The 24160-nt window shown below is 65.0% G+C and carries 20 protein-coding genes; 1 reads left to right on the forward strand and 19 read right to left on the reverse strand.

The window, feature by feature from the left end; translation table 11 throughout:
- The 17 genes from RGQ15_RS21465 to RGQ15_RS21545 are packed head-to-tail and all read right to left on the reverse strand — an operon-like array spanning position 1 to position 20287.
- Positions 1 to 2067, reverse strand: a complete 2067-nt coding sequence (locus RGQ15_RS21465) for a hypothetical protein (RefSeq protein WP_311162936.1) — start codon at positions 2065 to 2067, stop codon at positions 1 to 3.
- The gene (locus RGQ15_RS21470) at positions 2064 to 4745 is read right to left on the reverse strand and encodes a baseplate J/gp47 family protein (RefSeq protein ID WP_311162937.1); all 2682 of its coding nucleotides are present in this window, start codon (positions 4743 to 4745) and stop codon (positions 2064 to 2066) included. Before RGQ15_RS21470 ends, RGQ15_RS21465 begins: the two co-directional genes overlap by 4 nt.
- A complete protein-coding gene (locus tag RGQ15_RS21475) occupies positions 4745 to 7273 on the reverse strand; it encodes a baseplate J/gp47 family protein (protein WP_311162938.1) in 2529 nt (842 codons plus the stop codon). Before RGQ15_RS21475 ends, RGQ15_RS21470 begins: the two co-directional genes overlap by 1 nt.
- Positions 7270 to 7644 carry a GPW/gp25 family protein gene (locus RGQ15_RS21480; RefSeq protein ID WP_311162939.1) on the reverse strand — a complete coding sequence of 125 codons (375 nt, stop codon included), beginning with the start codon at positions 7642 to 7644 and terminating at the stop codon, positions 7270 to 7272. Before RGQ15_RS21480 ends, RGQ15_RS21475 begins: the two co-directional genes overlap by 4 nt.
- Positions 7641 to 7964 carry a hypothetical protein gene (locus tag RGQ15_RS21485; protein WP_311162940.1) on the reverse strand — a complete coding sequence of 108 codons (324 nt, stop codon included), beginning with the start codon at positions 7962 to 7964 and terminating at the stop codon, positions 7641 to 7643. Before RGQ15_RS21485 ends, RGQ15_RS21480 begins: the two co-directional genes overlap by 4 nt.
- Before the next feature lie 23 nt (positions 7965 to 7987).
- Positions 7988 to 8503, reverse strand: coding sequence for a phage baseplate assembly protein V (locus RGQ15_RS21490; protein ID WP_311162941.1), 516 nt, complete (start codon positions 8501 to 8503; stop codon positions 7988 to 7990).
- Positions 8500 to 9633, reverse strand: coding sequence for a hypothetical protein (locus tag RGQ15_RS21495; protein ID WP_311162942.1), 1134 nt, complete (start codon positions 9631 to 9633; stop codon positions 8500 to 8502). The genes RGQ15_RS21490 and RGQ15_RS21495 overlap by 4 nt, the downstream gene beginning before the upstream one ends.
- A gap of 9 nt (positions 9634 to 9642) precedes the next feature.
- Positions 9643 to 10002 (reverse strand): hypothetical protein, encoded by a 360-nt coding sequence (locus tag RGQ15_RS21500; RefSeq protein ID WP_311162943.1) that lies wholly within the window; start codon positions 10000 to 10002, stop codon positions 9643 to 9645.
- On the reverse strand, positions 9999 to 10637 hold the full coding sequence (locus RGQ15_RS21505; protein ID WP_311162944.1) for a hypothetical protein: 639 nt from the start codon (positions 10635 to 10637) through the stop codon (positions 9999 to 10001). The genes RGQ15_RS21500 and RGQ15_RS21505 overlap by 4 nt, the downstream gene beginning before the upstream one ends.
- Complete coding sequence (locus RGQ15_RS21510; RefSeq protein WP_311162945.1) at positions 10634 to 12979, reverse strand: eCIS core domain-containing protein; 2346 nt, start codon at positions 12977 to 12979, stop codon at positions 10634 to 10636. The genes RGQ15_RS21505 and RGQ15_RS21510 overlap by 4 nt, the downstream gene beginning before the upstream one ends.
- Positions 12976 to 13158, reverse strand: a complete 183-nt coding sequence (locus RGQ15_RS21515) for a hypothetical protein (protein WP_311162946.1) — start codon at positions 13156 to 13158, stop codon at positions 12976 to 12978. The genes RGQ15_RS21510 and RGQ15_RS21515 overlap by 4 nt, the downstream gene beginning before the upstream one ends.
- Positions 13155 to 14972 (reverse strand): ATP-binding protein, encoded by a 1818-nt coding sequence (locus tag RGQ15_RS21520; RefSeq protein WP_311162947.1) that lies wholly within the window; start codon positions 14970 to 14972, stop codon positions 13155 to 13157. Before RGQ15_RS21520 ends, RGQ15_RS21515 begins: the two co-directional genes overlap by 4 nt.
- Complete coding sequence (locus tag RGQ15_RS21525) at positions 14969 to 16285, reverse strand: DUF4255 domain-containing protein (RefSeq protein WP_311162948.1); 1317 nt, start codon at positions 16283 to 16285, stop codon at positions 14969 to 14971. Before RGQ15_RS21525 ends, RGQ15_RS21520 begins: the two co-directional genes overlap by 4 nt.
- Positions 16282 to 17094 (reverse strand): hypothetical protein, encoded by an 813-nt coding sequence (locus RGQ15_RS21530; protein WP_311162949.1) that lies wholly within the window; start codon positions 17092 to 17094, stop codon positions 16282 to 16284. Before RGQ15_RS21530 ends, RGQ15_RS21525 begins: the two co-directional genes overlap by 4 nt.
- Positions 17091 to 17777: a hypothetical protein gene (locus RGQ15_RS21535; RefSeq protein ID WP_311162950.1), complete on the reverse strand. Its 687-nt coding sequence runs from the start codon at positions 17775 to 17777 to the stop codon at positions 17091 to 17093. Before RGQ15_RS21535 ends, RGQ15_RS21530 begins: the two co-directional genes overlap by 4 nt.
- Positions 17778 to 17781: 4 nt before the next feature.
- On the reverse strand, positions 17782 to 18312 hold the full coding sequence (locus RGQ15_RS21540; protein ID WP_311162951.1) for a phage tail protein: 531 nt from the start codon (positions 18310 to 18312) through the stop codon (positions 17782 to 17784).
- Between the two features lie 13 nt (positions 18313 to 18325).
- Complete coding sequence (locus RGQ15_RS21545; protein WP_311162952.1) at positions 18326 to 20287, reverse strand: phage tail sheath subtilisin-like domain-containing protein; 1962 nt, start codon at positions 20285 to 20287, stop codon at positions 18326 to 18328.
- 465 nt (positions 20288 to 20752) lie between these two features.
- Here RGQ15_RS21545 and RGQ15_RS21550 point away from each other — a divergent pair, with 465 nt between their 5' ends.
- On the forward strand, positions 20753 to 21649 hold the full coding sequence (locus RGQ15_RS21550) for a helix-turn-helix domain-containing GNAT family N-acetyltransferase (RefSeq protein WP_311162953.1): 897 nt from the start codon (positions 20753 to 20755) through the stop codon (positions 21647 to 21649).
- A gap of 20 nt (positions 21650 to 21669) precedes the next feature.
- Here the strand turns inward: RGQ15_RS21550 and chrA are convergent, their stop codons facing one another.
- Both chrA and RGQ15_RS21560 read right to left on the reverse strand, forming a co-directional pair.
- Positions 21670 to 23088 (reverse strand): chromate efflux transporter, encoded by a 1419-nt coding sequence (chrA, locus tag RGQ15_RS21555; RefSeq protein ID WP_311162954.1) that lies wholly within the window; start codon positions 23086 to 23088, stop codon positions 21670 to 21672.
- A gap of 159 nt (positions 23089 to 23247) precedes the next feature.
- Positions 23248 to 24159 carry a LysR substrate-binding domain-containing protein gene (locus tag RGQ15_RS21560; protein WP_311162955.1) on the reverse strand — a complete coding sequence of 304 codons (912 nt, stop codon included), beginning with the start codon at positions 24157 to 24159 and terminating at the stop codon, positions 23248 to 23250.
- Between the last annotated feature and the right edge of the window lies 1 nt (position 24160).

A 24160-nucleotide genomic window follows, 5' to 3' on the forward strand; every position in this document is an offset into this window, starting at 1 on the left:
TCATGTCGCGTAGAAGAAGCTGGCCTCGAGGCCGTTCGGAACGAATTCCTCCAACCTTGTGGACAGATTGCTTTCCCGTTGAGGCTGGTGGATGTGGTGCCACACACCCATTTCGCCCTCGTCATCGGCACCCGTTCGGATCGCGGTCGGGGACGAGGTGAGAAGCTGCAGATAGGCCGGTCTCGGCCATTGTCGCTGGACAAAACCCGGCACGATCCGCGCAAGGATACGTGTGCGGATCGCCGCCCGCTCCGGATCGGTGAGCAGCGGATTTGCCTCTTCGGCGGCACGGATGGCCTCGCCAAGCGCAAGGCTGGGCTGGCAGCGATAGCGTCTTGGCACCCTGCTGCCCGGAGGTATCCATGAAAAGCGCGCGCAGCCTCTCTGGGTGTCCTCGGCCTCGACAGCGAGGGTCCAGCTATCTGCAGGTGCAAGACGGGCGATCAGGATCGAGTTCGAAACAAGGGTGAAGGCGTGAACGGCAAGCTTGCCGATCACGGTGACTTCCTCAAGCGTGACCTGCCCCGCTGGGGAAAGGTGATCAAGCCCGGCAATGGCCACATTCGACGGCTCGCAGGCATCAATCGCCGAATCCCGCGCCACGAAGACGGTCGAGGGATGGCAACGAATGCCGCCAACAACCGAGCTTTCGATTTCGACAATCACATTCGAGGCCTCGATCACCAGCGAGGGTTCGGTTGGTGAAACGGGCGCGCCGTCGGCTGCGGCGGATAGACCCGGGACCAGCGTGACATGGCGCAAGCTAAGCCTGCGCAGTTCGTTCCCGGCGGCAGGGACTACCACCGGGGCGCCGCCGATCAGCAGCCCATCCAGCGTGACCTCACTGCCAGTCCCACCGCTGATTTCAAGCGGGGCCGTCAGTCGCAAGCTGGGTCGCTGCCCATCGGCGGCGCGCAGTTCGAACAGCGCGTCCGGATCCGCCGCAATCGCGAAGCTGCCGTCGAATGTGGCGCTATCCGAGATTTCGACGACCCCACCCTGCGCGCTCGCATCGACTGCCGCCTGAAGGTCGTCCCCGCTCGCAATCGTGTCGGCCACGCCCGAGGCGAACGCAGCGGCGCGACCATAGGCCCCGCCGCCGATATCACCCGGAAAGCCTGTATGCAGCATCACCTCGACCCGCGTCGGAACGGCCGAGGCGGAGGGCGTGGCGATCCGGCCCAGAAGCGGGTCGAAGGCCACGGCCACGGCCGGGGCATGTGCCCATCCCGGCCCGTCATCCTCGAGATTGCAGATCACAAGCGCGGGCGGGACGATTTCGGCCCCATCCACCCAGATGCGGAAGGCGCGCGGATGGAAATCCGCGAGTTCCGCGCCGAGCTCTCTCCGGCCCATTGGCACGGGCAGATGCGGCCTCAGCGCCAAAGACCTACGGTCAGCTTCGGTCAGGGGCAGGTTGAAGGCCTGAACATCAAGGCCAAGCGGGTGGGCGGCATAACGGCGCGGACCGATCTCGACCGCATCGTGGCGCGGGAACTCCTGCGCCTGCAGCCGCCAAAGCCAGATCGACAGATTCGCGATATTGCGCTGGCCTTCATGTCGGGGAATACGTCCGACATCGACGGTCGCATGGGCATCGTCGAAAGCGCCGCCGATCGCCTCGCAACGTTGCGCATGGCGCAGATCCAGCGCGCCATGGACCTGCGGTCGCAGGTGGTTCATGAACTGCGGATGCGACAGCAGGCGAAACTCCTCGACCACGCGCGCGGGCCAGCCCGTCGCGCCGCGCGCCACCTCCTCCAGCGTCGCGGCCGTGCCTTTCGAGCGGATAAGGGCAAGCCATCTGCCCACCAACGCACGCTGGCTGACCGCGCCGATATCATGGACCGGCCGATAGCCGACCAGCGCGCCGATATAGGGAACCAGCCAGTCGTCGCAGGTTTCGATGAACTGGTTGTCGTAAAGGCGCATTGCCTCGTCCCAAAGGACATCGCCCTGCTCGCCCAGCACATTGAGAAACGATTTCAAGGGATAGCCCTGATCCGCGTCGCGGCTTCGATAAACCTGCGGCAGGGAGTCGTAGAGAAATGCGCCGGTCTCGCTCATGACATCAACTCCAGATGATCAAGGGGCCCGGAATGAAGCGTCAGCAATTCGGCCCCCTGCGTGGCAGAGGCCGGGGCCGCCAGCAACGCAGCCGCGCTCGCAGGAACGGCGCCGGTGTAGAGCAGGTCCAGCACCACCCCTTCGACGCCCGGCACATCCTGCATGGTTGTCAGGATCTCGGAGGCGAAGACGGTCTGGGCGAAGCTCCGGCCTTCGAACCCGTAAGCCGTTCTCAGTGCGGCTTCGGCGGCGGCCAGCACCTCGTCGGGAAGATATTCCTCGAACACCTTGATCTTGGCCCCGATCCGGAATGTCTGCGGGCGGTAGTTCAGCAGCCGGAAGCGGACATAGGGGATGCCGTCCTTGCGCAACCCGCCGACCAAACCGTCGTAGATGGCGCTTCCCGGCAGGATTTCGGCACCCAGATCGCCCGCAACGGTTAGTACGATGCCCGGCTGCCCGAGCCCCGGTATGCGGACGCGTTCGGCCCGCGCCTTGGCGATCCCCGCATAGGTCAGCGCATAGTCGGCATAGTCCGACAGGGACACGACACGTCCCAGCGTCCGGCAGGAAAGCGGCAGATTGCGGCGCAGGTCGTTCAGTGGTTCTGGGTTCGCCCCGCCCTCGGCAGGCAGCGGATTTTCCGCGGCCTCCACCCCCAGGGGACGCGTCATCAGGATGTTGAGCTGCCCGGCACGCACCCGTCCAGCCAATCCAAGGCCCGTGCGGTAGGTCGCTCGGATCTCCTGCCCCGAGGCCGGCATGGCCCCGGTCACACCATCTCCGAAACCGTAGGTGGCAATGCCCGTCTCGTCGACGCGCAGGGTATAGACGCGGTCACCCTGCCGCGCATCAAGCAAGTTCGGCACCTGCTTCCAAAGGATGCCCCCAACCCGCAATTCGGTCGTCGGTGCAGCTCCGCCCACAACCTCGGCCGTGATATGGGTCAGGGGACCCTGCCTGGCGACAAATGTCGGAAAGACCCGCGCGGGATCTCCCTTGCCGAGCAGGTCGACCGTTGTCTCTCCATGCGTTGCAGGGGCGACATTACCGCAGATCCGCAGCGCGTCGCGTGCGTGGTCATAAGCCAGACCTGTGGCAAGCGTGATTGTCGTGCCACCGCCTGCCTGAAGGTCGTGGAACACGTCTTGGATTTCCGCAGCCTCGACGGCAGGGGCATCCAGCCCATCGGCATATCCCCCGCGCAGCGCCAGTCGCTGGCCGGGCTGAAGGCCGGGTGACCAGCCGTTCAGCGCGATCTGGGTATCCCCCGCCTTCAACGGATCGACAAATCGCCTGCGTGGCAGATCCAACCATTCGCTGCTTGTCCAGACAGTCGTGCCGCGGATCGTAAGCTGATCAAATCCGGTCGAACCATCCAGCCCCAGCCGCGTGCTGCGCCCCTGGATCGCGAACCTTGCCAAGGCCAGTTCGGCGACGTTCTCGACTTCATACAACCCCCAGTCGTCACCATCCTTCAGGGCGACGACTGAGCCTGCGGTCACGTCCTTGAGCACGCGGTCAAGGTAGATGTTGCCTGCTTCATCCGAAAGGACTTCAAGCGTGCCATCTGCCCAGTGATCCTGCTGCCCGAAATAGGGACCCTGTTCCATGTGGTCGATGACGATGACCCCGTCGTCATTGGGCCCATAGACCGGAAACTCCCCCGTCAATGCCGTCGGCAATGACGCAAAGCCTGGCGCCGCATTGCCGAATATCCCCGTGCTTTGCCGAAAGACGAGAACGCGTTTGCGTGGTTCGGGCAGCCCGATCAGGGGATCGAAGAACGCATCGTCATCGACCCCCGCCTCGTCGAGGATCTTGGCCAGATCGCCCGCGCTCAACGTCTGGCCCAGATGGTCTGCCAGCGGCGGCTGGACCACGGGGGGCATGGGATCTGGCGGAGGGGCAAAGGCGAAATGCGCGGGAGTGGTCGCGATCGGGTCTATCACAAGATGCGTCAGATCAATCGCATCCGGATCAAGCGCGGGGTTCGCGGGCTCGATCGTAACCGAAGACACCCTCGCGAAAACCGGCGTGCCGTCATCTGCCGCGAAGGCCACGCCGTCGCCTGATTTCAGACCGGTGCGTGTTCCCGCCAGCGCCAGCCTCGTCGTGCCCGCAGTCAATTCCTGGGGTGCATCCAGAAGCGGGCGCATCGCGTTCCATGCGCTGCGCGCCGGGATGGAGGCCGTGGTCTCGAAGATCACAGGCGCTTCGTCGGGGCCGGGCGTGCTTTGCACCTTTACGCCCGAAGGCAGCTTGATCGATCTGGGCGACCCCTCCACCTCGGACATGCGAAAGGCGATTTCCACCTCGGCCGCGACGCCCGGTGAAGGCGCATAGCCGACAAGCATGGCCAGCCCGTGCAGCGAGTTCAGCTCGCGCGCGGTCGGAAGCAAGGTCTCGACTGTCAGTCTTTCGGCATAGAAGGTCAGGATATCGCCCACGACCGCCCATGCATCCAGCGCGGCGATCGAGAAATCCACCGCCGGATCGCGCGTGCGAAGATCAGCCAGCGCGCCGTGTTCGGACGATGAGAGCCGAGCCAGCATCGTGTCGAGAAAGCTCGTGTAAGTCCCCGCCCTTACCGAGATATTGGTCAGACCCGGTCGGTTCCAGGCCGCTTCCGGCGTGGAAACCATGATGCCTTCGCATGCGCAGCAACTGTCCGCCATCAGCGCCCCCCTTTCATCCTGAGCCGCAGCACGCCCCGCCCGGGATGGCTCGGGTCGTTCTGAAGCTGGGCCACCTCGCGCCTGCCGAAAAGCAACCGCCCCGCCCCCAGCCCGCTCGATCCGGGATCGTTGAAACGTCGAAACAGGATAGCCGTGACGCCGCAGACCCCTTGGACACGCTGCGCGAGCGCGACGAGAGGTGACAGGTAAAGTGTCCTGCCAAGCTCCATCCGGTCAGGGTGGAACGCGCCAAGACTGCCATCGGGCAGGACCCGGGCCGAAAACACATCGGCAAGCGCGGCCTTCACCTGTCCGCTCAGATGCCCGCGGCATACACAGATCTCAAGGTCGATCTCGATCGGGACATAGATCGGGCCCTCGACCTCGATGTCGCGGCCGGCCATGCGATAGGGTTCGATATGGGCGCGCAGGTCCGTTTCGAAATCCGGATCGACCGCCAAGCCGCCCCGACGGTCCACCGTAAGCAGCGTTGTGTGCCATGACCCGGTATGCATGACATCGGTGACGCTGCCCTGCAGGGGGCCTTCGGGCGGCAGGAATCGGCGCGCAATCTCGTCATGGTCGGGCCGGTTGACCGCGCGGTCTTGGCGGCGGAACGCGAACGGTGCGCGACGCCGCATCGAACGGATCGTTTCGGCCGCGATTCCGCCCACCCCTGCGGTGAAGTTGCGCAATGCGGCAATCTCGGCCGGGCCGCCCAGGACATGCACAAGCCGGTCCTCGCCGATATTTCCGGTAGGCCCCTGCCCGATCCTGTAACGGGCTGAAAAGCTTACGCCGGCAGCCGGTCGCTGGCCGTTCACGTCATTGCCGAACCGCAGATGGGCGCGACCCGCGCTATCGATTTCCGCGACCACGTCGCGCGCAGCCGGGCCACTGCCCAAAAGGTCGCGCTGCGCCGTCCAGGGTTCGACCACCGCACCGATCACGCCCGTCGGCCAAAGTTGCGGCGCAGGCAGTCCCTGCGCCGCGAGTAGCGCACGCGCCCCCAGCGCCGCGTCGAGCGGCACGGCAAATGTCAGGGGGCCTTTTGCAAGCACGGGGGCAAAACGGCCGGGCATTCTTTCGGGCGGATCTTCCTCGCATTCGCAGCAAGGTCCGACCTTCCCGGCTCCGGCCGCCCTTTCCGGCCCCCGACCCGGAGCCCAGGATTTCGTCGATCCGGGCACGTCGCCAATATCTTCATCGAGAATGCTGCGCCCGTGGTCGGCCAGGACGATGTTGCCACGCGCGACCGAGACGCGGGGCAGATAGATCCGGCCGAATTCCAGCGCGGTCTCGGCGCTCAGGCATAGCGGACGATCCAGCGCATCGGCGGGGTCCCACGCGATCTCGGTGATCTCTTCAGTCGTGACCGGGTCGGTCAGTGGAACGCCCGCTGTTTCAAACGCGTTGACCGCGATCAGTCGCACCACCTGGCGGTTGGCCCGGTCACGATCCGCGGGATTGCCAGTCCGAGGCCCGACCACCTCTTCGAAGCCCAGGAAGTCGCCGATTTGCAGGTTGGGGAAATGGCCCGAAAGCGTGGCCGAGGTTGCCCCCGCAGGCAACGAGCAGCGTTGATCCGACCAGGTATGAAAGCCCATTTCGTTATGATCGACGAACAAGGCCTGAAGGGGCGTCATGGCCTCGAAGACCACTCGGGCCCGGTCCAGCGTCGCGGCACCCGTCAGTCGCACATCCTCGCCTCCGATCCGCGTGGCGAAGGCGGTGCCGGCCATGACGACCGGATCGAAATCCGGTGCGACCGGCAGCGCATCGGATGCCGCCGTCAGGTGCACGAAACATCGCGCATTCCTGCCTTCATCCATCCGGTAATCGACCAGCAGCGCCAGCCGGCGCGCCGAGATGCGATCCTGCACATGGGCCAGCCAGCCGGCGGTATGCCCCGCATCCTGCGCATAGGCGATGCGATCCGCGACGACCGCCAGCGCATCGATGATCGCCATGCGTTGATCCACCGGGTTGGGTGGCGGCATGCCGGGCTGAAGCGTCGCTATCCGGTCCAGCATCACGGTGCGAAAGCTGTCGATGTCACGCGCGAGATAGCTGAATTCGGGAAGCGCGGGCACATCCGGGACGCAGCCGCATGACTTCAGGCAATCGAAATCCGAAGGGCATTCCACCTTGAACGAGAAGGCGACCGAGGCGAGCTGCGGGTCAAGCTCGGGCGGGGGGCGATCATCCAGAAGTCCACGCCTGATCGCCAGCACATGGGTTTCGAAATCTCCGGCCGCGGTCAGTTCGACGACAAGGACGTTCGCCTGGCTTCCCAGTCCGGTCTGCACATCGAGCACCTCGATCACGCCCGAAGGCCCAGTGACCGTGATCTGGTCGCCGGCATAAACAACGGGCGCGGGGTCCTTGAGCAGATGGACATGCAGGAAGCGCTGACGGTCGGCCTCGACCGGCGCGGCATGGTCGATCACCTCAAGAAAATCTATTCCGTTCAGGGCACTGGCGCGGGTCTCTTCGCGGCGAAGCAGGTCACAGCAACGATAGATCATGCCAGCCCCTCCACCACGATCTCGGCGGATGTCTCGCTCCCGGTCGCGCGGATGCGATAACGAATGTCGATGAACAACGCCGAGCCTTCCATTCGCACGTCCAGACCGCGCAGCTCGATTTCCTGCGCCAGATGGCGCTGCAGCGCGAGGTCGATCGCGGTCCGGGCGGCATCGGCGGATTCGGGCGTCAGCGGGGCAAAAAGCAGATCGGCAAGACCGCAGCCAAGCGCGGGTCGGACCAGCCGCTCGCCCGGACGGGTGAACAACAATTGCTCGATCAGGTCGCGGACATGGTCTTCGTACCTGGTGCGTGCCGTCATCCCGTCACTGGCCAGGCGATAGGGGTAGTCGGTATGGAATATCCCTGTCATGTGGCGATCACCCTTGGCTGGGCAAACGACGCGATCAGCGGCGTTCCGGTCGGGGTGCAGATCGAGATGCCGGTAAAGATCGCAAGCGGCGTCCCCAGAGAGGTGACGCGCGTCGTGCCCATGATGAACGAGGCCGTGACGCAAGGCCCGTTCGCGGCCGGCGGAGGAGGCAGGGCGCAACCGGCGACCGACCAGACCGCCGGCAGGGGAACGACCGGCTGGCCCGAGACAGTGACGCGCGGATTGGTCGTCGTCGGCATTGCCTGCCCCCCGTGCGAGCAGGTGACGATCGCGCCCATATGCAGCAACTGTCCCGGCATCATTGCCTCCTTCGCAACGAAAATCAGGTGATGATCAGCGCTCCCAGGTTGATGTCGACGGCATTCCCGACGAGCGAGATCACCGCCCCCCGGCCGTTCATGATGACGATGCCCGTGTCGTTCACGGTAATGGTCGCGCCCGAGGCGCTTTGTATCGTGATGCCGCCCACCCCTGACGGCCCGAGCCCGTCCGAGATGACGATGCCGTTCTTCAACGGCGTCTGGATCGTCACGGCGGGGGTAGGCGGCGGCGCGGTATTGGCAAGCAAGGGCTTGTCGGCAACCGTCCCGAGAAAGCAGCCCAGCCAGACGGGCTTGTCCGCGTCGCCCTGCTCGAACTGGATCCACACGCCCGAGCCAACCATGGGAACCGAGAACAACCCCTGCTGAAGTCCCGCCACCGGCAGGCAGGGCTTGACCCATGTCGAGGGCGAAAAGGCGGTAATGCCCGGGATCTCGACCTGGATATGCCCGGTCTGGTTCGGATCGGCGTTCTGGGTGACGGTCGCCCGGTACAGGCCGACAAGAGGACGGTTCATGCTGGCACCTTTTCGACAGTGGAAACGAGTCCGTTCCGCGACAGAACGAAGGATTGGGTAAGCTGCCCACCCGAGAAGCTCGTGGTGACCTGCTCGACGTAGAAAAGACCGGTATAGGCAGGTCCGGCGCCGCGCAGGCCGACGAGCTTGTAAGGTTCGAGCATGCGTCCATAGGTCTGCACGTCCAGCGAACCGGTGACCTTCAGCGGGCCGCTTTGCGCCCTTGCCGCCCGCGCCATGCCGATCAGGGCCGCCTGAACGGGGTTCAGATGGCCCGTGTCATTCATCAACTCGACGCGCAGCGGGATGGGCGGCACCGCCCCGAGCGGCGGGTTCAGAACGGGATTCACGACCACCGGAATCGGGATCGGCACCTTGGTTTCGGGGTTCTGGATCACCACGATCGGGATCATGCCCTTCTGGGTGTCGAAACTGGCCGAGGCATCGCGGATGTTGCGCCAGGCATCCATGTCGAGGTTCAGCGCCGGCTGAACATCGCCCATCTGCACATCCGGCCCCCAATAGGCGATCGAGGTTCCGACCGTCGGCCCCGGTCGCATCATGAAGACATAGCCAACCTTCTCGGCCAGCTCCTTCATGTAGCCCAGATCCTTGCCGTGATGCTGCGGGATCGACGAGGTGGGCAGGGGCACATCCAGAAGCACCGAGGGAATGACCATCGGGATCACACCCAGAAAGGCGTATTTCGCCAGGATCAGGTTTACCCGCGCGAAGTCGGGCATCGCCGGATAGCGGATGAAGTCAAAGGGGATGTAGTCCATCACCCGGCTCATATCTTCGCCCGTCACGGAAAGCCGCGACGTACCAGGCGACGGGCCGGGCGTGACCTCGTGATGCGTCATCACGCCGTCGATCAGGATTGTGTCGACCCCGGCCATGCGTGCGGCGATGACGACCCGCACCATCGGGATCGGTGCACCACCCGAGAGCACGAACAGCGTCGTCAGCGGCGATCGCTGGTCGATGTCGAAGATCAGCTGGAATACGCCCGGCGCATCCGGGGTGGCGCAGGTCACCGATGCCGATACCAGCGCCTCGAGGATATCCTGCGACACCGGCAAGGGGACCACCGGCCCGATGAACAGGCGCATTTCGACGCCGCTGGTCATCCTGCCCCCCTATTCATGGCTCTGCCCTCGGATCTGGACCGCAGCGCCGATGACCAGCCGCGAGCCTGTATCCTTCAGGGCCTGCCGCGCATCGCGGATGCCGTTTGCGTCAAGAATCTTCCAGCCCTGCGACGGATTGCCGAAATAGGCCGCCGCAAGAAGATCCAGTCGGTCGCCGTCGCGGATCTCGTGGATTGACGTCACCTCGACCGCTTCCAGCGGCGGCACGAAGCGCCGGGCCAGCACCTTGACGTCGCGCCCGTCAGGGAGCGTCAGGGTCATGACCGGCAGGCCGGCATAGCGGCTGTCAGGCGGAAACGGGGCCTTTTCGTCGCCCGCAGGCATCAGGAGTGCGGCGATCTCGTTCATAGCGCCCCCTCGATGCCCAATGTGGCAAGCTGCGTATTGGCGACCCGGGCCGCGCTCGCCTCGATATTGCGCAGATAGGCCCGATAGATCGCGCCACCGCGACTGGAATAGCCAAGATCGTCGACGGAAAGCGCGCGGAGCGTCATCTGGACCGTCGCCGCCAGCGGATAGAGACGCGCGTTGAAGAATTCCTCGGTGTAGCTGAAGGCGACCAGCCGGAACGGAATGATCTGTGTCCGACCCCAGATGAACAGGCTGAGCGGCTGCGTCATCGGCACGATTTCAAGCGCGCCGCTTTTTTGCAGCGCGTCATTGGCATCAAGCATCGCCGTGGTCGGCGTGACGAGCATCTGCAATGCCGCAAGCTGCGGCCTGATCCCCTCATCGATCGCGACCGCATCACCCCGCGCCAATGCGTCCGACACTTCCATCCGGGCTTCGAAACTGATCGTTTCCACCGCCGGTCCGGTCAGCCGAAGGGGCGAGGAACGGCCGGTTTCCTCGCCCATCGACTTGACCTCGAAGCTGTGCTGCAGGCTCGCCGGATTCACCAGCATGGGCAGAGCCCGAACGACCGTTCCCGCATCGTCCAGAAGCACGATCCCGCCCTTGAGATATTTCGCCCCGTTCGTCATCCGCCACGCCTCCGCCTGCGCCGGGAGGTCCCGCCCTCCGGTCGGTCCGGACGCAGGATGCCGCCCAATCCGTTCCTGAGCGGATGGAACGAAATACGGGCTTCGCGCACCTGCGGCACGAATTCGGGGGTCTCGGTCCGGGTCCGGTCGGTGACCGACGTGCCTCGTTCGCTTTCAAGCACCTGCAGCCGGCGCTGGATCGCTTCCAGTTCGCTTCGCCGGGTGGCGGAATTCGAACCGCCCTGCCGGCCGGTAACTTCCTGCTCGCCCTCGACCTGACGACCCTGTTCGGCGCGCAGTTCTGCGGATTGCTGGCCGCTGACAGTGGTCTGACCGCCGACGCTGTTCGTCGTGGTGGTCGCGTTTCGCTGTTCGGCCGCGCCGCCAAGGCGGTAATTGCGCCGCCTGACCTCGCCCCAGAGACGCTTGGCGCGCAGGTCGCCCGACAGGTCGCCCGACAGCGAAAGCGCCCCCTCGGGCGAAAGGCTGAGGCTGATGCCCCCGGTCAGTTCCGGAAAGATGCTGAGCAGGCCCGCAAGCGCCGGTATCTCGGGGACAGCAAGGCCCGCAAGGTCGGCAATGGGGCCCAGCACATCCCCCAAGGCCGACAGGTCCATGGTCGTGCCAAGCTCGATCCCGAGCTGGGTCGCAAGACGCAGCGCCGCTTCGGCGCCGATCCCGGCATGAATGTCGATCCCGGCCTCGGTCTGGGTCGATTGCTCGGTTTCGCCCCCCATTTCGCCTTCGATGCGCAGCATGTTCTCGCGCATGGTCTGGACCTGGTTCTGCCAGTTCTGCTGCGATTCGAAGCCACGGATCGCGCCTTGGGTCGCGCCCACTGCGCTGTTGAGCTGTTCGCGCCGCCGGTTGCGCTCCTCCACGCTCCAATTTCCGCTTTGGGTCGTCTCTCCGATCTGCGCCTCGCGCTGCTGGCGTTCGTTCTCGGTGCGCTCTGTCACCGAGCTGGTACGGGTTTCGCTATGCTCGGTCTCGACCCGGCGCCGCTCCTGCGCGGCAAGCATGACCTCTATCCTGGCCTCGACTTCCTGATTGTCGGCGGTGGGAATGGCCGGGTAATGCGCCCCGAGCGAGCCCTCGCCCTCCTCCTCCACCTGAGGCAGCGAGGTCCGGGTTGCCGTGGCATAGGCGGGCCAAAGTGCCGTGTCGCGCGGCACCACCCAGAAGATCGCGCGGGCCAAGCCGTCCTTGTTCTTCGGATGCGCCGCGGTCGCTATGTTCAGCCCGCCCGGCCGTGTTCCCTCGGAAAACATGGCATTCTGCCGAAGCTGCTCGAATTCCGCGGTCCCGTCAGGACGTATTTCGAAGGTGTCCAGCGCCAGACCGGCAATGTCCTCGGGCAGGTTGGGGTCCTTGCGGATATTGTAGGACAGCTTCCATTTCACATCCTGCGGCTGTGCCCCGGACTGCTCGGTACCGACGACCCGCGCGCCGCCGCTGGTTCCGCCGTAGATCAGCGTGGTCAGTTCGTCGAGACGCGCACCGTCGAAACGGTCAATCAGCGCATCGACCCCGAAGCTGTTCACCAATTGCTCGCGCTCAAGCTGCGACGCGTCGCGCAGAATCCTCAGCACCGCATCCTGATCCCCGTCCGAGGAATAGCCATCAAGCAGATGGCGCATCAGCTTCAGCCGCACCGGCAATTCGGCGGCGCGCGCAAGCGTCGTGCCACTGATCGCCGCCGAGTGGGTCGATGCGTCATGCAACCCCCGCGCTACGATGGCCCTTGCCATGTTGTCCGAAACGGTCGAGGAGAGATCGCCCGGTCCGCGCGTCAACTCGCCGATGAACCGCGTCAGTTCGGCATCCGAAAAATCGTCGCTGCGAAAGAGGCCCGCGAACTGTTCGAAGATATTCGCGCCCCGCAGCACCTTCGGATCGTCCCGGCCCGACCGCGCCTCGACGGCATGGGCCAGCTCATGCGCGATCAACCCTTTGCCCGGCGCGCTTTCCGGCGCCCACGCCCCCGCGGCGAAGCCGACATGTCGTCCCACCGCGAAACCGGCGCTGCGGATGTCGCGCGCGACCGAAGCGGCGGCCTGTCCACGGTGTAACCGGATATCGCCGAAGGGCTCGCCGAAGGCACCTTCCATTTCGGCGCGAACATCGGGGGAAAGGGTTTCCCCGGGCTCGTCCAGCATCCGGTCCAGGTTTTCGGGTGCCATTGCCTGGTCACGTTCGGCCCCCTCGGCGATGCCGTCCAATGCGCCGTCATGCATCGCACGGATCGCGGGATCGGCCAGCCGCCCTTGCACGCGCCGTTCGGCCGCATCGCCGCGTCGGCCCAGCTTCATTCCCGCTGTCTGGACATGTCGCTGGCTCACGGCTTCCTCCCCGGCAATCTGGAAAGGATCGCCTGCGCCGCCGCGCCCGCCTTGCCCTTGGCAGGTAAGCCTTCCCGGCCAGATTTCAGCGCCGCGGCAAGCTTGTCGCCGAAATCGCGATCGGCGCCCTTCGGCAGGACAAGGCGGTCGATCCTGACGGCAATCGGGCGATCGTTCATCGTGCCATCCTCCTGCGCAGCAGCCCGAGGTCGATCGGCTGATTGTGCTTGGCGTTCTCGAAATCGAGCGCGGCAAGAATGTCGCCCATGCAGATTCCCTCGCCCCGTTCGGCCGCAAGAAAGGCCGCGTTCAGCGAAACCGTGCGGATTGCCCCGCCCGCGAGCGGCAGTTCCGCAAGCCGTTCGAGGTCCAGCGCGCTGGCTGGCGCTCGCGCCGGAAAGGCCATCGCCCATAGCCGCCGACGTTCGGCAAGACCGGGGAAGGGAAACGGAATGACGAAGCGCAGCCTTCGCAGGAAGGCGTCGTCCACGGCCGAGCGCATGTTCGTCGTGAGCAAGCAGACACCCGGCGTCGTCTCGAGCCGTTGCAACAGGTAGGCAACGGTCATCGAGACGAAGTGCCTGCTGCTGCCCTCGCCCTCGCCGCGTTGGCGGAACAGGGCTTCGGCCTCGTCGAAAAGGAGGATCGCGCCGGACCGCTCGGCAAGGCCGAACACGCGGTCGAGATGTTTTTCCGTCTCGCCGAAATACTTGTCGACCACCTGAGCAAGGTCCACCCGCAGCAGATCCAGCCCCAGTTCGGCCGCGACCGCTTCAGCGGCATATGTCTTGCCGGTTCCGCTGGGGCCGCAGAATAACGCGGTCACGCCAAGCCCGCGATCGGTTGCGCCCCCCATGCCCCAATCGCGATAGACGGTTGCCCGGTGCTTCACCTGTGCCGTCATCGCCCTGAGTGCCGCAAGAGTCTGCGTCGGCAGGACAAGATCGCTCCACCGGGCACGGGCGGGAAGACGAAAGATCAGAGGATCGGGCTGTGGCGCCTGTGCCGTGCGCGCAGCTGACCAGGCCGCGGCAGCCCGCTTGCGGGGTGGCATGTCGGGCAGACAGGCTGCGATCCGCGCGATGTCGTCGGCCCCAAGTGCGAAGGTTTCGGCCAGTTCGGCGACCATCCGGTCGCTTTCCAGTTGCAATGCCGCCCGCCACAAGCCACGCCGTTCCTGCGGGCCGGGTGGAGAAAGCAGGACGGTGTAGGGCAGATCCGGGCCGCCAGTCTCGACCGCAGGCCCAAGCATCAGCGCCGGGACCTCCAGCCGGGCCGCCGCGCGCAGCAAATCGGGCTCAAGCACATTCGCCTCGAAGACTGGCAGCACACGATCCAGAACGGTTTCGCGGGCAAGGGCGCGCAAAAGCGCAGCGCGGCGGTCGGCGGGCTCGAAAAGCAGCGCGGGATCGAAAGCCACGGCCTGCATGTCCAGGGCCCGGGCAGCCTCAAAGGCAACCTTCACCCTCGTCCTTGAGCCCTCGCCCGCAATCACGACAATTCCCTGATGGATCAGGATGTGGCGATAGATCCCTTGGGCAATTTCGGCATGGCGCGGCAGCAGGCCGGTTGCGGGAACAAGCGTCGAAAGCCAGGGCAGCAGCCGGGGGTCCAGCGACTGCAGGCCGCGCAGCCAATCCGTTATCCTGGGATCGAGCACGGGCCCGTCTGGCCCCCAGCGAACCAGTTGCCAGGCGGAAAGCACGGCCGTCGGGCGCAGCCGGCCCGCGTCCATGCCCGAAAGCCGCGCCAGCTCATCCGCCGTCGATGTTGCGGCCCGCGCCGCCGGATCGCTTGCCGCCGCCGCCAGAAGGCCAAGCGCCAGCATCTCTGCCCCGGTCAACCCGAACCGCTCGGCCAACCTCTCGAACGGAGTCCCCGCAAGGTCCGTCGCATCGGGCCTTTCGCCTTCGGCAAGGCGAAGCGACAGCGATGCAACCGCCTTGGCAAAAGCGAGGCGGGCCTTGTGGGCGACGGGATCAAGCGCGGTCATGCCGGCACCGTGATGGTTTGCGCCGGATCGAAGATCGGCGGCTCTGGCAGGAAGTCGGGGGGCTGTGGCAGGCGCTCGCGCAGGATCAGCCAGCTTTCCGCTCCCTCGACGCGAAGCCGCACGGGATAGGCCCCGGCAGGGAGATCGCCGAAAGTGAAGACCGCATCTCCCTGTGCCGCTGACCGAGCTGGCGCCACGGCCAATGCGCCGCCCAATGCCAGTTCGACGCGTTGGCCGGGCCACAGGTTCGGCCGCATCGATAGGGTGACTTCGACCGCACCGCCGACACCGCGCGCCACATTGTCGGGCGGCAGCGTCGCGATCGGCGCGATCTGGATGGCGGCCGTGTTCGAGCCATAGAGCGGCGCCCCGGGCTGGGCCCGCGCAAAAAGGCTGACCCTGTAGGGGCCGGCAGCCCAGTTCGGCGGATCGTCCGGGATCGTGACCGTGCGCCGTCCCGCCGTTCCCCCGGGATCGGGGGGGATTTCGATCACACCCGGCAGGATCGGGCTGTCGAAGCGGACGAACATCTCGGCGCCTTCCAGCCCCCGGCCGAGAAGCGTGACCACGTCCCCGGGTCTCGCGCTTGGCTGTCCTTCGGGCAGGTTCACCCCTGTGATCAGGGGAAAGCCTCCGCCAAGGCTCGCCGCGACCATCGGGCCCGAATTGCCCGCCCCGATGGTCAGGACAGGCAACACCAGCGAAGACGGCTCCTCGCGCGAGATGACCACGGTCGAGACGCGATAGGCCATCGAGCTGCGATAGTTGGTCTGGAACGCGGTCCAGAGCTTCGACGCCTCGTCCAGCCCCAGATAGACCGGCGCGATCGCAAGCGCCTCGATCTGATCGGCAAGCCCGGTCTGCGCCAGCGCCTGCAGGGCGGGCGGCAACCCGCCGGCGATCACCGGTGAAGGGTTCAGCCCGCTCATGATCTCGTCGCGCGTAAGGCCGGGATGCTCGTGCAGGATCTGCATCGCATAGCCCAGCAGGATGTCGGCATGCAGGTCCTCGGGGCTCGAGGCCGAGATCAGATAGTAGAGATCCAGCGTCAGCGGCGTATTGGCCACGCGGTTGCCGATGCTGTCGCGGGTCGGCAGGACCTGGTTCGCCCAGTTCGGCTGGTTCGAAACCTGATAGAGGAACACGTTCAGGATCGACGCACCGTCGGCGACCTCGTCCAGCCTGTCGGGTGCGCGGGCATGAACGGTGACATTCGTGCCGATGGCCGCGGCCACGTCATTGTCGACGATCCCGTCATTCAGGAGATCCCTGAGCAGCTGGGTCACCCCGGCGATGGCAAGCGCAGTGCTCATCGCTCACCTCTCTGGCGCTGTGACCGGTATTCGCCGAGGGAAAGCGCGGGCTGCCATTTCGGACGCTCTGCGCGGGGCATGGCAGCCAAGGGGGCGGCCGAAGGAACCGGGTCCGGAGCGATGTGGATTTCGCCGATGTGGATGACGAAGGTTTCCTCGGTCTCGGAAGGCGGCTCCGTATGCATGTCCGGCAAGGGCCGAGGCGCGGGCGCGGCAGGTGGCATCAGCCGCGGCTCTGACCCGCTTTCCATACGCCTTGTTTCTGCCGGCGGCGGCGGGGGGCTTGCAGCCGTCATCTCACCCGCGGCAAGCCGGGCAAGGACGCGGGCTAGTTCGGCAGTCGGGTCCGGCGGCGCGGGCCGATCGCGCGCGCGCGCAGGGTCGGGCGGACTGCCGCGTTCGGTGCTGCGCATCGTCTTTTCCGACCTGGGCTCGGGCACGGGTGCGCGAGCCAATCGCGCCGCCTCGGGTTCCGGCGGCCCTGCTCGTTCCAGAGGCGATTGCGGCAACGGAGCCGGGGCTGATCGCGGCGGATCAGTCGCGATCGAAGGCGCGATTTCGGCAGATTTCGGCGGCATCAGCCGAGCGGCGCCGACTTGGCCGATCTCGGGCGCGATCTTGTCGCTCGTGCGTTTCCGCGCTTTTGGCGCAGGCTCGCCGGGGGCGGATCGGACCAGATGAAAATCGGGCTCGGGGATGTCCATGGCGTGGCCTTCGGGGGCGAAATAGGGCGCGGTTTTCGGGCGAAGCTCGCGGATCTCGCCCTTGGCTCGGGCCAGAAGCCCGTCAAGATAACCCGGCGCGCTCATGGCGCGATCATCGCGACATGGGCGGCGCGGCGCGTCTCGCTCAGGTTCAGGATCTCGGCCGTCGTCCAACCATAGGCCGAGGCGATGACATGAATGTCGCGCAGCAGGCGTTCAGCCTGCCCGCCAAGGCGGCGCCACAGGTAGTCGAGGATGTCGAATGCATTGCTTGCCGTCGCCCCGCAGGCCGCACAGGTCCAGGAAAGCGTCATCGCCTCGACGCCGGCCCGCCGGGCCAGGTCGGCTTCGACCGCCGCGAGCACGTCGGAATCGTCGAGACCGCCCGAAAGGCGCGCAAGAAGAATTTCCCGGCCGCGGTCCCCGGCCGACAACGCAGCTGCCATGTCCCGACTGTCCGGCAGTCGATAGTGGATCTTGCCACCCCGGAATGTGAGATAGGGCGCATCGTCGGCTGCGGGAAGTGCAAGCACCTCGTCCACGGAAAAGCTGACATCCGTAAGCTCGGCGCAGAGGGCGCATCTCGCCTCAAGCACGATACGCGGCCCGAAGAGCATTCCCGCCACCGCGTAAAGGCGTCGATCGCGCTCGCCCAGAGAAAGCGCCGACAGGCTGTCGCGCTCCTCGCCCTGCGTGACGGCAAGAATTGTCAGCGCCCGGTCAAGGGGGTGTTCCAGCGCGGCCCGCTCCCAAAGGGCAAGCCGAGCATTGTCGGACAGGGACAGCACGGCATCACCTCGCAGCGGCACCAAGGCGTGGCTCGGCCGGGACTTCGACCTGATCGTCGCGTTCCCAGCCTTCGTTCTCGAGCTTGACGGACTGGATGGCAAAGGACGAGCTGCCGGCATCGGCATCCGGGAAGGCGCGCCATTCCGAGACCCAGCAGCGATAGATCTTGTAGACCAGCACGATCTGGCCGGCCTCGTTCATGATTTCGAGCTGGAGATCCTTGCGGAAATCGGCCAGCGAGACCTCGCCGCCCAGGCCCGCGCCATAGGTCCAGACCTTGTTGGCCCATTCCTCCCATTGGGTATTGTTGGTCACCCCGCGTTCCAGGGTGATCGCCTCGTATTTCGCCTGGCCGGGGGATTTGCGCATCAGCGAGGGATCGCCGCCCTCGCGATATTCCATCACCTCGACGCTGCGGCTGAGCGCCGAGACCTTGTTCACGGCGAACATGTAGTCGCCGCCGATCTCCTTGATGCGGAACTTGTAGCCGGCATAAGGCATAACGCGCTGACCGGCCGTGTTCAGCTGGGTCATGTCATTTCCTCCCTCATGCGGCCTGCGCCGCCTGCAGCTGCAACTGCAGGCTGACAATGACGAATTCGGCCGGTTGCAGCGGCGCGAAGCCCACGAAGACGTTGACGATGCCGGCATTGATGTCGGCCTGGGTGGTGGTGTCGGGCCCGCAGCGCACGATGAAGGCATCCGAGGGCGAATTGCCCTGGAAGGCCCCCTGGCGGAACAATTGCTGCATGAAGGACGTCACCGCGGCCCGGATCTCGGTCCAGAGCGGGCTGGCATTGGGCTGAAACACCGCCCATTGCAGCCCGTCGAACAGTGAGCTTTCGACGAACAGCGCCATGCGCCGCACCGGGACATACTTGGAATCCTGGATCGCCAGTCGATCCGCGCCATTCAGCGTCCTCGCGCCCCAGACCACGTTGCCCGGAATGCTGAAGTTTCGCAGCGCGTTCAGGCCCAGCGGATTGATGATCCCGTTCTCTGCATCGGTCATCACATGGTCGAGCGCGGGCGCGTTCCTGAGCGAGGCGGTCGTTCCCGCCGGCGCCTTCCAGACCCCCACCGCGCCATCCGTGCGCGCCCATATGCCCGCCACCGATCCCGATGGCGCCACCGTGATCAGGCGATTGTCGTCATCGGGATTGGGGACGCGAACCCGGGGATAGTACGAGACACTGTTACCCGAGCGGAGCCCGGCATTGGCTATCTCCTCCAGCCAGTTTTCGGCCTCGGGGATGGTATCGATCGCAGCAGGCGGATCGATGAAAAGCATCGCGCGCTTCTCGATGCAATAGGTCAAGGCCGCCGCCATCACCGAGGAAAGATCGGCCGTATCGCCAAGATCGGATGCTTCGGGGATCAGCAGCATGTTGAAATCGCCGGCGTCGTCGAGCGCATAGAAGCCGGTGCGCGCGCCGCGATCTCCGCGCAGTTCCGCCGCGTCCGCTGGGTCCCCGTCATCCCCCGCAGTGACTGCGCCAACAAACCCGGCAGGCAGGGTCGCCCCCGAAGAATATTGCTCGACATTCGCGCTTGCCGAGGCAGCATCGAGATTGAGTGTCGCGACCAGCGTATCGGGGCCTACATCGGCAATCGCAATCACGGTGCTGGCGTTCCAGTCGGGCGAACTTCTGCCGCCTGCGATGCGGATCCTGTCACCTTCCGCCGTCACGGTTGCCTGCGCGAATAGCCGATCCGCAGGATAGGCATTGCGGATTGCGCCCTGCAGTGCCGAGGCCGCAGCGGCCACGGTTGCCGGCGGTGCAGCGAATGTCGCGGTCACGGGTTGGGCGCCCGTTCCCAGATCCAGCGTGAGATCGTAATCCCCAGCCGCGACGGCCGCCAGGTTTGCCGGAGTGATCGCATCGGAATAGTATCCCGTCGCGGCTGGCAGTTCCTCGGGCCAGCCGCCATCGCGGGACAGCTGCACCAGGGACGATCCGTCATTGACCACCGCCAGCGCGTTCTGCGGTCCCGCCGTGATCGTCAGATTGCGAAATATCTCGGTTCGAACCGCCTGTTCGATGCCGTCATTCACCCTGATTTCCGAGACGGAAAGATTGAACTGGGTCGCCGGATCGGCGGTCCTGTAGTCGACGTCCAGTCGAAGATTGTTGCCATGTTCACCCGGATCATCGCGCGAGACACCGGCGACCTGGATGCCCGCCGTGGCACGCAGCACCGCGTTGCCATCGACGCTTTGGATCGTCACCGAAGCGGCTTCGGCATTCGGACTGACTCGAACCGCCCATGACTGGCCGCCGCCATTGATGAAGAATTGCGAGACGGCGAAGCTTGTCGGCCAATCTGCCGAGACGCCGCCGAAGATGTTGCTGAAGTCGCCCTGCGTGAACATCCGCATCGGAGTGTTCAGCGGCCCTCGGGCAAAGCCGCCCACGAAGGCCGCAATCGAGGTGGGCGCTCCGGCGATCGACCGTGCTCCACTTGCGATTTCGCGGATGATGACGCCGGGGGTAGTTGGAATGCTCAAGGCCACCTCCCATTCGCTCGGGCGGGGCAACCGCCCAATAATCAATGACCGCCGAAGAAGCTTCGGTCGGTTGGAAAAATGCGCTTCTGGAGCCTGCGATGTCAGTGCTTGCTGAATGCCCGTCGAGAAGATGTCGCTACCGGGCTACGATCATCATATAGCACAAATCATGGCTATCATCAATCTGGCTTTGTCTGAAGAAAAGGCACGATGCGAACCAAACCCGCCTTGCAAAATCAATGAAAAACAGAAATTTGAGCCGATCCCGCGACATGCGTGGCGATCCTTGGATGCGCAGATCGCCGATCCATAAGATCCGGACAAATCGGATCGAAGGGGCTTAGACCCCCGTGCTTCCCGGCACGCCCTGAACCCGAAGCTCTTTGAAATGCCGCGGCCTGCATTTCAGCCCTTGCGCGCATCGCCCATTTGCCTGACTAAAGTCAGGAAACATCCATCAGGTGCATGATGATTGCTGACCCCATTTCCCGCATCCGCCGGTTTCACCGGGCCGTCACCTCCGAGGTCGGGCTGCTCGACAACTCGTTTCTTGGGCGTGGTCGACCGCTTGGGCCGGCCAGGGTCCTGAACGCCGTCGGCGGGGGAATGGCCGAGGTTGCCGAGATTCGCGCCTATCTTGGGCTCGATTCAGGGCTGATGAGCCGGCTCCTGCGAGGGCTGGAGGCCGAGGGGTTGATCGAATTGGAAACCGATCAGGGCGACAACCGTCGACGGCGGGTCAGACTGACCCCGGCAGGCCAGCAGGAACATGACGCCTACGAGGCGCTTTCGGATGCACAGGCCGCCCAAATCCTGGGAAAACATAACTCTCGGGAACGGCTTCTGGCAGCAATGGATATCGTGGCCACAACCCTGGGCCGGGATCGGATCGTGGTGCAAGAGGTAGACCCCGCCGCTCCGGATGCGCAGCTTTGCCTGACGGCCTATTACGCCGAGCTGTCCCAGCGCTTGCACCAGGGCTTCGAAGTCAGCCTGTCATGTGATCCCGAAGCGCGGGACATGATGCGCCCGCGCGGCAGCTTCCTGCTTGCCGTTTCAGACGGCTTGCCGGTGGGATGTGCCGGGCTCAAGGGAACAGAGAAGGGGTATGCCGAGGTCAAGCGGGTCTGGGTTGCCCCTTCTGCCCGTGGTCTTGGCGTGTCGCGGGTCATGATGAAAAGGCTCGAAGAAGCGGCCGTTTCCCTTGGGATCGGGGTGCTGCGTCTGGACACGAACAGCGCGCTGCCCGAGGCGGTGGCGCTTTACCGCAATTCTGGATGGACCGAGATCGCGCGTTTCAACGACGATCCCTATCCCGACCTGTTCTTCGAAAAGCAGCTGAGCATCAGACCAGGGAAATGATCAGCCCCCGATGCCTCGGTTCAAGCGGTGGCGGGGGAGATCACGCCCAGCAGATACAGGATGACGCCCAGCAGCGCAGATCCGGCAAGGACATGCGCCATGCCCAGCCTCAGGCGAAAAACGGCAATCAGTGCAAGGGCCGCCAACACGGCAGAGGCCCAGTCGATCGAGCCTGGCACCGGCAGTTCGATTGCCAGCGGGCCAGCTTCGAAAAGCCGCACGTCTTGCCAGATCACATGCAGCGCGAACCAGATCGCAAGATTCAGGATGACACCGACAACGGCCGCCGTCACCGCCGTCAGCGCCGATGACAGCGCCCTGTTCGTCCTGAGCCGCTCCATGTAGGGTGCGCCCAGGAAGATCCAGGCGAAGCAGGGGGCAAAGGTGACCCAGGTGGCCAGCAACCCGCCCAAGGCACCTGCAAGCGCCGCACTGTCCCAGCCCGCCTGCCGGAAGGCACCCAGATAACCCACGAACTGCAGCACCATGATAAGCGGCCCGGGCGTCGTCTCGGCCATTCCCAGTCCGTCCAGCATCTCGCCGGGCGCGAGCCAGCCATAGGTTCCCACGGCTTCCTGCGCGACATAGGCCAGCACCGCGTAGGCCCCGCCAAACGTCACCACCGCCATCTTCGAGAAGAAGACCGCGATATCGGCGAAGACATTTCCCTGCCCGCCAAGCAGCACGAGCATTGCGACCGGCAGCAGCCACAAAACCAGCGCAATCGCACCCGCGACCAGCGCCGATCGGCGCGCCGCGCGAGGAAGCGCGGCCATCTCTTCCCCAAGCAAGGTCGTTCTGTCCGCGACATGCCCCGAGCCGGATGCAGCATGGCCGCCCGCCGGCTGAAATGCCCTCAAGCCAGCCCGCGCGCCCAGAAAGCCGATAAGCCCGGCACCCAACACGATCAGCGGAAAAGGAGCATCGAAGGCAAAGATCGCGACGAAGGAGAGGGCGGCGATCATGCGCATCGCATCATTCTTCAGGGCCCTGCGACCGACGCGCACCACGGCCTGCAGGACGATCGCCAGAACCGCCGCCTTGAGCCCGAAGAACAGCGCCGAGACATATCCCACGTCTCCGTAGGCCACATAGATCCAGCTCAGCGCCATGATCGTGACGACTCCGGGCAGAATGAACAGCAGCCCCGCGACGAGCCCGCCCCATGTCCGATGCATCAGCCAGCCGATATAGGTCGCAAGCTGCTGCGCCTCGGGGCCGGGAAGCAACATGCAGAAATTCAGCGCGTGCAGGAAACGATCATCGCCGATCCAGCGCTTTTCCTCGACGATGATGCGATGCATCACCGCGATCTGCCCGGCCGGCCCCCCGAATGACAAAAGCGCGATGCGCGCCCAAACCCGCACCGCTTCGGCCAGCGTCGGATATTCCCTGTCTGGAGTTTCCCCTTCCCGCACCGTGGATGAGCCATTCGTCATGTTGCGCCTCGGAGCAGGTCTATTTGCCGCTCATGCTTAACCCGAGCCCCGGCAGCGACCTAGCGGATTTCACATGCGTGCCAATCCTTTCCCGCCCGGCGTGATCGTTGCATCCGGCTACGACAACGCGCGGCACCGTCCGCAACTCAAGAAAAGATCTCAAGTTGTTGAGTCAAAACACTTGTCCAATTGCGCAGAGGCCGTTTCGGCGATCAGATCCGCCAGTTCTTGCATCAGCGCCGTCTGGCTTGTCGATTTGCGCCAGAACAGCCCGATCCGGCGCCGAAACTGGGTCGAAGCAAAGCGCAACGCCACAAGGTCATCGGCCGGCCGGCAGGCCATTTCCGGAAGCAATGTGACACCCACTCCGGCAACCACCATCTGGCGCAATGTCTCAAGGCTCGTTGCACGGAAATCGTCATATTCGAGCGCACCGATATCCCGGCACAGGGCCAGCGCCTGATCGCGCAGGCAATGCCCCTTGTCGAGAAGCATCAGCTTCTCGCCAGCAAGCTCGGTCGGGTTGATCGCGCCCTTGTGACCGGCCAACGGGTGGGTGCGGGGCACCGCAAGGCGGAATGGTTCTTCGAAAAGTTGCCGACCTGCCAGCTGACTGTCGGTCACCGGAAGAGCAAGCAGAGCCGCGTCCAGCTTTCCTTCGACCAGCTTGCGCAGAAGAACCTCGCTTTTCTCCTCGGTCAGCATCGGTTCGACGCCGGGAAAGCGTCTCAGAAACTGCGGCACGACATGAGGCAGGAGATAGGGCCCGAGCGTGGGAAATACGCCCAGATGCAGGCTGGGCGTGAGACGGTTTCTCAGATTATCGGCCTCGACCCGCATCTGGGCGACCTCGTCGAGCACCCGTCGGGCACGTGCAAGGATGACGCCGCCCGCTGGGGTCAGCGACACGTTGCGGGGCGATCGTTCGAACAGGACAAGGCCCAGATCGTCCTCGAACTTGCGGATCTGCGCCGACAGCGTCGGCTGGCTCACGCCGCAGACTGCTGCGGCGCGATGAAAATTCTGCTGTTCCGCCAGTGCGACCAGATATTCCAGATCCCGCAGTTTCATG

Source organism: Paracoccus sp. MBLB3053 (assembly GCF_031822435.1).
In the GTDB taxonomy this organism is placed as follows: domain Bacteria; phylum Pseudomonadota; class Alphaproteobacteria; order Rhodobacterales; family Rhodobacteraceae; genus Paracoccus; species Paracoccus aurantius.